9 protein-coding genes and 1 pseudogene are annotated in these 9,486 nt (G+C 69.7%); 9 read left to right on the plus strand and 1 reads right to left on the minus strand.

Annotated elements, in window-relative coordinates:
• Positions 1 to 136: 136 nt before the first annotated feature.
• The 9 genes from HUW62_RS42840 to HUW62_RS42880 all read left to right on the plus strand — a co-directional run bounded on the left by HUW62_RS42840 (position 137) and on the right by HUW62_RS42880 (position 9,069).
• A complete protein-coding gene (locus HUW62_RS42840; protein WP_163865273.1) occupies positions 137 to 1,126 on the plus strand; it encodes a MoxR family ATPase in 990 nt (329 codons plus the stop codon).
• 18 nt (positions 1,127 to 1,144) lie between these two features.
• Positions 1,145 to 2,026: a DUF58 domain-containing protein gene (locus HUW62_RS42845; RefSeq protein ID WP_163865272.1), complete on the plus strand. Its 882-nt coding sequence runs from the start codon at positions 1,145 to 1,147 to the stop codon at positions 2,024 to 2,026.
• On the plus strand, positions 2,023 to 3,021 hold the full coding sequence (locus HUW62_RS42850; RefSeq protein ID WP_163865271.1) for a BatD family protein: 999 nt from the start codon (positions 2,023 to 2,025) through the stop codon (positions 3,019 to 3,021). The genes HUW62_RS42845 and HUW62_RS42850 overlap by 4 nt, the downstream gene beginning before the upstream one ends.
• On the plus strand, positions 2,996 to 4,006 hold the full coding sequence (locus HUW62_RS42855) for a VWA domain-containing protein (protein WP_176437728.1): 1,011 nt from the start codon (positions 2,996 to 2,998) through the stop codon (positions 4,004 to 4,006). Before HUW62_RS42850 ends, HUW62_RS42855 begins: the two co-directional genes overlap by 26 nt.
• Positions 4,003 to 5,061, plus strand: coding sequence for a VWA domain-containing protein (locus tag HUW62_RS42860; protein WP_163865269.1), 1,059 nt, complete (start codon positions 4,003 to 4,005; stop codon positions 5,059 to 5,061). Before HUW62_RS42855 ends, HUW62_RS42860 begins: the two co-directional genes overlap by 4 nt.
• Positions 5,058 to 6,050 (plus strand): tetratricopeptide repeat protein, encoded by a 993-nt coding sequence (locus HUW62_RS42865; protein ID WP_163865268.1) that lies wholly within the window; start codon positions 5,058 to 5,060, stop codon positions 6,048 to 6,050. The genes HUW62_RS42860 and HUW62_RS42865 overlap by 4 nt, the downstream gene beginning before the upstream one ends.
• The gene (locus tag HUW62_RS42870) at positions 6,034 to 7,893 is read left to right on the plus strand and encodes a BatD family protein (protein ID WP_163865267.1); all 1,860 of its coding nucleotides are present in this window, start codon (positions 6,034 to 6,036) and stop codon (positions 7,891 to 7,893) included. Before HUW62_RS42865 ends, HUW62_RS42870 begins: the two co-directional genes overlap by 17 nt.
• Positions 7,890 to 8,600, plus strand: a complete 711-nt coding sequence (locus HUW62_RS42875; protein ID WP_163865266.1) for an SH3 domain-containing protein — start codon at positions 7,890 to 7,892, stop codon at positions 8,598 to 8,600. The genes HUW62_RS42870 and HUW62_RS42875 overlap by 4 nt, the downstream gene beginning before the upstream one ends.
• Positions 8,601 to 8,700: 100 nt before the next feature.
• Complete coding sequence (locus tag HUW62_RS42880; protein ID WP_163865265.1) at positions 8,701 to 9,069, plus strand: hypothetical protein; 369 nt, start codon at positions 8,701 to 8,703, stop codon at positions 9,067 to 9,069.
• A gap of 12 nt (positions 9,070 to 9,081) precedes the next feature.
• Here HUW62_RS42880 and HUW62_RS42885 read toward each other — a convergent pair.
• Positions 9,082 to 9,486, minus strand: a pseudogene (locus tag HUW62_RS42885) (tetratricopeptide repeat protein); the annotation flags it as partial.

A 9,486-nucleotide genomic window follows, 5' to 3' on the forward strand; every position in this document is an offset into this window, starting at 1 on the left:
TATAAGAGACAGCCATGGGGTGGAAGCCCTCCGGGGGGCTGGCTCGGAACTTACTGGAATGCCCGGCCTTCTGCGGTGTTGAGCCCGATACCCGGTCAACCCTAGGCTGCCCGCCGCCAGTCCTTACCGAGGCGTCATGAACACGGACATCCGCGCGCTAAACGAACGCGTGCAGCAGGAAAGCAGCTTCGTCGAGGTCCTCAACCAGGAAACCGGCAAGGTCATCGTCGGCCAGCGCTACATGCTGGAGCGCATCCTCATCGGCTTCTTGTGCAATGGCCACGTGCTGCTGGAAGGCGTGCCCGGTCTCGCCAAGACGCTCACCGTGCGCACCGTGGCGGACGCCCTCAGCGCCAGCTTCATGCGCATCCAGTTCACCCCGGACCTGCTGCCCGCCGACGTGGTGGGCACGATGATCTACAACCAGCAGGCGGCGAACTTCACCGTCCGCAAGGGTCCCATCTTCGCCAACATCGTCCTCGCCGACGAAATCAACCGCGCCCCCGCCAAGGTGCAGTCCGCCCTGCTGGAGGCCATGGCCGAGCGACAGGTGACGATTGGCGACCAGACCTTCGGGCTGCCCTCGCCCTTCCTCGTCCTCGCCACGCAGAACCCCATCGAGCAGGAGGGCACCTATCCGCTGCCCGAAGCGCAGGTGGACCGCTTCATGCTCAAGGTGAAGGTGGGCTACCCCACGCGCGACGAAGAGAAGGTCATCATGGACCGCATGTCCGGTGGCACGACTCCGCGCGCGCAGAAGGTCATCGCGGTGGAGCACCTCATCCGGGCCCGCGAGCTCGTCCACACCATCTACATGGACGAGAAGGTGAAGGAGTACATCCTCAACGTGGTGTTCGCCACGCGCGAGCCCGGCAAGTACGGCCTCAAGGACCTGGCGGACTACATCCAGTTCGGCGCCTCGCCGCGCGCCACCATCTCCCTGGCGCAAGCCGCGCGCGCGCACGCCTTCCTGCGTCACCGGGGCTTCGTGACGCCCGAGGACGTCAAGGCCATCGCCTTCGACGTGCTCCGCCACCGCATCGCCATGACGTACGAGGCGGAGGCCGAGGACCTCACCCCGGAGAAGATCATCCAGCGCGTGTTTGATCGCGTCGAAGTTCCCTGACCGCCCGACGAGCGCCCCGTGCTGCCCAAGGACCTCATCCGCCGCATCCGCAAGCTGGAGATTCGCACCCGCAAGGTGGTCTCCGACATGCTCGCGGGCCAGTACCACTCGGTCTTCAAGGGCCGGGGCATGGCCTTCTCCGAGGTGCGGCAGTACCAGCCCGGGGATGAGATTCGCATCATCGACTGGAACGTCACCGCGCGCATGAACGAGGCCTACGTCAAGGTCTTCACCGAGGAGCGCGAGCTGACGGTGATGCTCCTGGTGGACGTGTCCGCCTCCAAGGAGTTCGGCTCGCGCGAGCGCACCAAGTCGGAAATCGCCGCCGAGGTCGCCGCGCAGATTGCCTTCAGCGCCATCGCCAACAACGACCGGGTGGGGCTCATCCTCTTCTCGGACCGGGTGGAGAAGGTGGTGCCGCCGCGCAAGGGCCGCACGCACGTGCTGCGCCTGGTGAGCGACATCCTCACCTTCCAGCCGGTGGGCAAGGGGACCAACCTGTCCACCGGCCTGACGTACCTGACGCAGGTGGCGAAGCGGAAGGCCGTCACCTTCCTCGTCTCCGACTTCCAGGCGCGCGACTACGAGAAGCCGCTGCGACTGGTGGGGCGCAAACACGACCTCGTCCCGGTGGTGGTGGAGGACCCGTTCGAGGAGGCCTTCCCGCGCCTGGGGCTGGTGGAGATGGAGGACCCGGAGACGGGAGCGCGCTTCGTCGTGGACACGAGCGACCCGGGCGTGCGCGGCCGCTATGCCCGGGCGATGCAGGGCGCGCGCGACGAGCGCCGCAAGCTCTTCAAGAAGCTGGAGCTGGACCACGTGGAGCTGCGCGCCGGAGATGACCACGGCAAGGCGCTCGCGCAGTTCTTCCGCGCGCGGGCCCGGAGGATGGCGGCATGAGCCGGTGGATGGCCCTGCTCGCGGTGCTGCTGTGCCTGGGGACGCTTCCGGCGGGGGCCCAGGCCCAGCCGACTCCCCCCGGCGCGCCCGCGCACGAGGTGACGCAGCCCCTGGACGTGTCGGTGCGCGTGGAGCCGCAGCAGGTCCGCATCGGCGACCCGTTCACCTACCACGTGGTGCTCACGCATCCGAAGGACCACCGCTACGAGCTGGCGGTGCCCAAGGAGACGGGCGACTTCGAGTTCCTGGACCAGACGCGCCAGCGTCATGACGGGCCGGAGTCCACCACCACGACGTTCGCCGTGCGCCTGTCCGCCTTCGCGCTGGGCACGGTGCAGGTGCCGCCGCTCGAGTTCGACGTGTCCACGCCGGAGGGCCCGCGTCACTACTCGCTGCCGGGCCGTCAGGTGGAGGTGGCCGCCACGCTGCCTCCGGACGCGGAGGGCAAGGGCGCGGACCTGTTCGACATCCAGCCGCCGCAGGAGGTGCCCATCCGCTCGTGGCGGCTGGTGCTGACGCTGCTGGGCGCGCTCGCCGCGGGCCTGTTGGCGTGGGCGCTGTCGCGCTGGTGGAAGAACCGCCCCAAGCACGTGAACCTGCCGCCGCCCTTGCCGTTGGACGTGCGCACGCGCAAGGCGCTGGACTCGCTCAAGGCGGAGAACCTGCCAGGGCGCGGCCACGTGAAGGACCACTACTTCCGCCTGTCCGAAATCATCCGAGGCTACCTGGGCGAGCGCTACGGCTTCGAGGCGCTGGAGTGCACCAGCACGGAGCTGATGGCCTCGCTGCGCAAGCTGTCGCCGCCCGGGCTCCCCGAGGACAAGCTGATGCGCTTCGTGTCCGAGTCGGACATGGTGAAGTACGCCCGGGCGGACGCCTCGCCCGAGAGCTGCCGAGACGCGCTGCTGTTCGGCTACGAACTCATCGACAAGACCTACGTTCCGCCCCCGCCGCCTCAGGCTCCCGCCAATGCCGCCGCTCCCCGCGTTCAATAACCCCGAGGCGCTCTGGGGACTGCTGCTCGTGCCGCTCCTGCTGGTGCAGGCGTGGCGGGAGCGTCGCAACCGCGCACCCCTGCGCTTCTCCGCGGCGAACGTGTTCGCCCGAAGTGGCAAGGGCCTGCGCACGTACATGCTGTCGCTCCTGCCGCTCTTGCGCGCGGTGGCCGTCGCGGCGGCGGTGCTCGCCATCGCCCGGCCCCAGGTGCGCGACTCGCGCGTGCGGGACTTGTCGGTGGAGGGCATCGACATCGTGGTGGCGTTGGACCTGTCCACCTCCATGGAGGCGGGCGACTTCCGTCCGCAGAATCGCCTGCATGTCGCGAAGGAAGTGCTCAGCGAGTTCATCGCCAACCGCGTGAATGACCGCATCGGCCTGGTCGTCTTCGCGGGCGCGGCGTACACGCAGGCGCCGCTGACGCTGGACTACGGCGTGCTGAAGGAGGTCATCAAGCAGCTGCGCACCCGCGTGCTGGAGGACGGCACGGCGATTGGTGACGCGCTCGCCACGTCGCTCAACCGCCTGCGGGACTCGGAGGCGAAGAGCCGCGTCGTGGTGCTGATTACGGACGGCGACAACAACGCGGGGAAGCTGTCCCCCATGGACTCCGCGAACATGGCGCAGGCGCTCCATGTGCCCATCTACACCATCCTGGTGGGCAAGGGCGGCAAGGTGCCCTTCCCGCAGGGGACCGACCTGTTCGGCAACACCGTGTGGCGCGAGACGGAGATTCCCATCAACCCGGAGCTGATGCAGGACATCGCGGACCGCACGGGCGGCGAGTACTACCGCGCCACCGACCCCGAGGGACTGCGTCGGGGACTCCAGAAGGTGCTCGACTCGCTGGAGCGCTCCAAGCTGATGGAGGGTGGCGCGTCCGCGACGTACCGTGAGGAGTTCCATCCGTTCCTCCTGGCCGCCTTTGGTCTCGCCGCGCTGGAGTTGCTCCTGCGCGCGACCTTCCTGAGGGTCTTTCCGTGACGCCCGTGGAACCCTGGCGCTTCACCCTGCTCGGCTATCAGGCGGGAATCGCCCAGCCGCTGTACCTGGGCCTCGTGTTGGTGGGCCTGCTGCTGGGCCTGCTCGCGCTGACGCTGTCGCTGCGGCGCCGCTCGCGGGTCCGCGCGGTGCTGCATGAGCGGCACGCGGAGCGCTTCACGCCGGGCATCTCCGTGTGGCGTCCGACCTCGCAGGCAAGCCTGTATGGCCTGGGGCTGGCGCTGTTCGGCTTCGCGCTGGCGCAGCCGCAGTGTGGCACCAAGAGCGAGCTGACGAAGCGGCGCGGCATCGACGTGGTGGTGGCGCTGGATGCGTCCAAGTCCATGCTCGCGCGCGACGTGCAGCCCAGCCGGCTGGAGCGCGCCAAGCTGGAGCTGACGACGCTCCTGGACGAGCTGAAGGGCGACCGCGTGGGTCTCGTTGTCTTCGCGGGGGATGCGTTCATCCAGTCGCCGCTGACGTCGGACTACTCGGCGGTGAAGCTGTTCTTGCGCGCGGTGGACCCGGAGGTCATGCCCCAGGGCGGCACCAACGTGGGCGCTGCGTTGCGGCTCGCCAGCCAGGTGCTGGAGAACGCGGACCGCGGCTCGAAGGAGCGCGTGGTGGTGCTGCTGTCGGACGGCGAGGACCTCGTCGGCGAGGTGGGCGAGTCCACCGATGCGCTGAAGGAAGCGGGCGTCCAGGTGCTGGCGGTGGGCGTGGGCTCCGAGTCCGGTGAGCCCATTCCCGTCTACGACAGGCGCGGCGAGTTCGCGGACTACAAGAAGGACCCGGCGGGCGACACGGTGATTACGCGCCTGGACCGCGCGGGGCTGACGGCCATCGCGGAGGCCACGGGTGGGGCCTTCTTCTTCCAGCCGCGTGGCGTGGCGATGAGCCAGGTGGTGGAGCGCATCGACCAGATGCAGAAGAGCGAACTCGAGAGTCGAGTCACCGTCCGCTACGACGAGCGCTTCCAGTCCTTCGCCATTCCCGGACTGGTGCTGCTCGCGCTGGGAATGATGTTGCTGCCGTCCACGCGCGGGAGGTCGTCATGAGGGCGAGCCTCGGGGCGCGGTTGCTGGTGTGCGTGGCGTGCGTTGTCCTGCCGCTGTCGTCGTTCGGCGCGGGGCCGCTGGAGAGAGACCATCCGCGGGTTCAGCAGGGCCGCGAGGCGTATCTGGCGGGCCGCTACGAGGAGGCGCTGAAGGCGTTCGAGGACGCGAAGAAGGAGCGCCCGAATGACCCGGCGGTGGACTTCAACCGGGGCGACGCGCTGGCGAAGCTGGGCCGGGTGAAGGATGCGCAGGAGGTCTTCCGAGGTGTGACGGAGTCCAACCGTCCCGACCTGCGACAGAAGGCCTGGTACAACCTGGGCAACCTGGCCGCGACGACGGGCGACAGGGTGGAGGCGCTGAAGTCCTACCGACGCGCGCTGACCCTGGACCCGCAGGACATGCAGGCCCGGCACAACTACGAGGTGGTGCTGCGCAACCTTCCTCCGCCGCAGGACAGCTCGGCGGATGGTGGCTCGGATGGCGGGGGGGACTCCGGCACGGATGGCGGGAAACCCGACGGTGGCGAGGACGGCGGCACCAAGGCGGACGGCGGGAGTCCCGTGGATGGAGGGGGCACCGACGGAGGTGAGGATGGTGGCTCGGACGGTGGTGCCGATGGCGGCGCTGACGGTGGCGCGGATGGCGGGGGAGATGGCGGCGCGGACGGTGGTGGAGACGGCGGCGCGGATGGTGGCGACGGCGGGCAGGAGGGTCCTCCGCAGAAGGGTGATGGCGGCAGCGACGGCGGCTCCGACGGCGGTCAGGATGACGGCGAGGGCGACCCGAAGGACGGTGGGACGGATGGGGGCAGCGAGTCCGAGGGTGACGCGGAAGACTCGCGCGCGGATGGTGGAGTGAGTCCATCGGAGCTGGACCGGCAGGAGGCGGAACGCCTGCTGGATGCGATGAAGCAGAACGAGAAGAATCTCCAGCTCTGGCGTTTCCAGCAGAAGAAGAAGCCGAGGAAGGCCAATGAGAAGGACTGGTAGCAGCGGCCCCGTGGCGGTGCTCGTCGGGCTGGCCCTGCTGGCCTCGGCGCCGGCGTGGGCGGCGGGCCTCGAGTTCTACCAGACGGTGAACCGCGAGGAGGTGGGCAGCGAGGACACCTTCCTGCTCACGGTGGTGACGGTGGATGCCCCCGCCGACGCCAAGGTGAAATTGCCGGCGTCGGACGACTTCGAGGTCGTCAACAGCTCGCGCAGCACGCAGCGCTCCGTCTCCTGGTCCGGTGGAGGTCCCGCCAACATCCAGGACGTCACCAAGTACGTGCTGGTGATGCGGGCCAATCGCGCGGGGAAGCTGACGATTCCTCCGTCGGAGATGACGACGGGAGGCAAGACGCACCGCACGGACTCCGTGCGCATCGACGTGAAGCCGGGGCGGCTGGGCCCGCCTCCCGCGCAGGCCGGGCGGCAGCGTCTGCCGGACCCCTTCGCCCAGATGCCCTCGCGGCTGCCGGACCCGTTCGCGGACGAGCCGGAGGACGAGCCCACCATTCCCCGAGGGGACTCGGACCTGTTCCTGCGCTCGAGCCTGGACCGGGACGAAATCTTCGTGGGCGAGCAGGTGACGCTGTCGCTCTACATCTACTCGCGCGTGGACCTGTCCAGCGTGGACGCCGTCACCATGCCCAAGCTGGAGGGCTTCTGGACGGAGGAGGTGGAGAGTCCCACGCAGTTGTCGGGCGAGCAGAAGGTCGTCGACGGCGTGCCGTACCGCGCCTATCTGCTGCGCCGCCGCGCGCTCTTCCCGGTGAAGTCGGGCACGCTGAACATCTCACCGGCGGAGGCGGATATCACGACGGGCTTCCTCTTCGCGGGACACCGCGTGCACCGCGTGTCCAACGGGCTCAAGGTGAAGGTGGCGCCGCTGCCTCCGGGGGCGCCGCCGGGCATGTCCAACGCGAACGTGGGCCAGTGGCGGCTGTCGGTGGACGTGTCGCAGACGCGCGTGGAGCTGGGCCAGCCCGTCACGGTGAAGGTCATCCTGGAGGGCACGGGCAACGTGAAGAACGTCACCCCGCCGAAGCTCACGGGCCCCGCCGCGCTGAAAATCTATGACCCCACGACGACGGACAAGGTGACGCCGCAGCGCAACCGGGTGCAGGGGCGCCGCGTGGTGGAGTACCTGGTGATGCCTCAGCGCACGGGCAACTTCACGCTGCCGGGGTTGGAGTTCCCCTTCTTCGATGCGCGCACGCGCAAATACGAGGTCGCGAGCACGGACCCCATCAATGTCACGGTGGAGTCCGCGGCGGGCGGCGCGACGCTGCCTCCCACGACGTCCGCGCATGTGGCGGACTCGGCCAACGAGCAGAAGAACGTGCTGACGTCGGGTGGGCTGCGGCCGGTGCGCTACCAGGCGCGCTTCGTCGCGCCGGCCGAACCGCTGTGGAAGCGGGGCTTCTTCGTGCCGCTGGTGCTGGCTCCGCTGGGACTGCTGGCGGGCGCGGCGCTCCTGGGGGGCGTGCGAGGCCGCCTGGCGACGCGCTCCGAGGCGGACAAGGGGCGTCAGCAGGCGAAGGCTTCGCGCAAGCGACTGGCGGAGGCGGAGAAGCTGCGGGCCGGGGCGGACGCGGGGGCCTTCTACACCGAGGTGGAGAAGGCGCTGCACGGCTTCCTGGGCGCGCGTCTGGGCGGTCCGGTGATTGGCCTCACGCGCGAGGCGATTGGCGAGCGCATGACGGCGGCGGGCGTGGCGCAGGAGCGTCGCGCGCGGGTGCTGTACGTGCTGGAGGCCTGTGATTTGGGCCGCTATGGCGGCGGGGGGGATGCCGCCGCGCGACAGAAGGTGATGGATGCCGCGGTCGCGGCCATGGAGGGCTGGGCGTGAGCGAGTACTACTCACCGGAAGAGGCGCAGGACGTCTTCCTGAAAGCCAACGAGGCCTACGCGCGAGAGGACTACGCGGTGGCTCAAGCGGGCTACGAGAAGCTCCTCTCGCACGGCCATGGCGGCGCGGACGTCCTCTACAACCTGGGCACCACGCACCTGGCGCGGGGAGACCTGGGCCGGGCGGTGCTCTCGCTGGAGCAGGCCCGGAAGCAGGGCGGCCGCGCGCCGGACCTGGAGGCCAACCTGGCGGTGGCGCGCGCGCGTCAGGTGGACAAGGTGGTGGGCGCCACGGCGGAGGAGGAGTTCCTCCCGCGCGTGACGGCGGCCACGGAGGGCACCGTGGTGGCGTGGACCTTCCTGGGCACCTGGGTGGGCGCGCTGCTGCTCCTGCTGGTGTGGCGGTGGCTGACGCCAGGCCGTCGCACGGGCGTGGGGGTGGTGGCCGCGCTGTTGTTCGCCGTGGCGGTGCCCTCGGGCCTGCTGCTGGCCGCGCACGCATGGGTGGAGGAGACGGTGCACGAGGCGGTGGTGCTGACCCCCACGCTGGTGGCGCGCGAGCTGCCGCAGCCGGGCGCGCGCTCCATCTTCGAGGTGCACGCGGGCCTCAAGGTGCGGCTCCTGGAGGAGACCGGACGCTTCGTGCGCATCCGCCTGCCCAACGGCCTGGAAGGTTGGGCCGAGCGCGAGGGCGTGGCGGAAATCTGAGCGTTCCGCCGCACGCGCTCACGAAACCTGGTAGCGCGCCCGACACCGGGAGTAGACTGGCTTCAAGGAATAGCATGTTTTCCCTGGAGGTCGTGGCCCTGTGTTCGAAGTCGAGGCCCTTGTCGGGAAGAACCGACTGGTGGTGCGCATCTGGGGAGACATCGCCAAGGACGAAGCTCAGCGCGTCGGTGACGCGGCGGTGCGCGCCATTGACCGGCTGCGTCCGCGGTTCGACCTGCTGTCGGACCTGAAGGGCGTGACGTCGCTGGACCCGGAGGGCACGGCGCAGTTGCGGCGAATCATGGAGGCCGCGAAGGCCCGGGGATTCCGTCGCGTGGTGCGGGTGGTGGGCCGCTCGTTGGATGCGGCGCTCCTGTTCGAGCGCACCAGCCGCGAGCTGGGCTACGACGCGCACCTGGCCTTCTCGCTGGAGGAGGCGGAGCGCCTGCTGGACAACGGCGCTCCTTGAGCGGCGGGCCGCTCAGCTCCGCTTGCCGGTGAGGCGGGCGAAGAGGCCGGGCTTGCCGCGGTCCTTGCGCTCACCGGCGGAGGCCGCGGCCAGTCCGGTGACCTTCAGGAGATTCTGCTGGAAGACGGTGTTGCCCGGCTCCAGCTCCACCGCGCGCTCCAGCAGCTTCGCCGCCCGGAGGTAGTCCTTGCGCTGGTGGACGAGGATGAGGGCGAGCTTGCTGTGGAGCGCCGCGGCCTCGGGTGCCTGGTCGATGGCCTTGGTGAGGACCTCGATGGCGCGGTCCACGTGGCCTCCACGCTCCAGCCGCACCGCGCGCTGGAGGAAGTCCTCCGTCGCCGACACGGGCACGGGCGCGTCCAGGGGCAGGGTGGGGCGCGCCCGTGCCCGTGTCGGCGACGGAGGACTTCCTCCAGC

Source organism: Myxococcus sp. AM011, assembly GCF_013372595.1.
Lineage (GTDB): Bacteria > Myxococcota > Myxococcia > Myxococcales > Myxococcaceae > Myxococcus > Myxococcus eversor.

What these genes read in the sequence shown, in the direction of transcription:
- HUW62_RS42840 (WP_163865273.1), top strand. Translation starts at nt 137, where the DNA reads ATGAACACGGACATCCGCGCGCTAAACGAACGCGTGCAGCAGGAAAGC.
- HUW62_RS42850 (WP_163865271.1), top strand. Translation starts at nt 2,023, where the DNA reads ATGAGCCGGTGGATGGCCCTGCTCGCGGTGCTGCTGTGCCTGGGGACG.
- HUW62_RS42855 (WP_176437728.1), top strand. Translation starts at nt 2,996, where the DNA reads ATGCCGCCGCTCCCCGCGTTCAATAACCCCGAGGCGCTCTGGGGACTG.
- HUW62_RS42865 (WP_163865268.1), top strand. Translation starts at nt 5,058, where the DNA reads ATGAGGGCGAGCCTCGGGGCGCGGTTGCTGGTGTGCGTGGCGTGCGTT.
- HUW62_RS42870 (WP_163865267.1), top strand. Translation starts at nt 6,034, where the DNA reads ATGAGAAGGACTGGTAGCAGCGGCCCCGTGGCGGTGCTCGTCGGGCTG.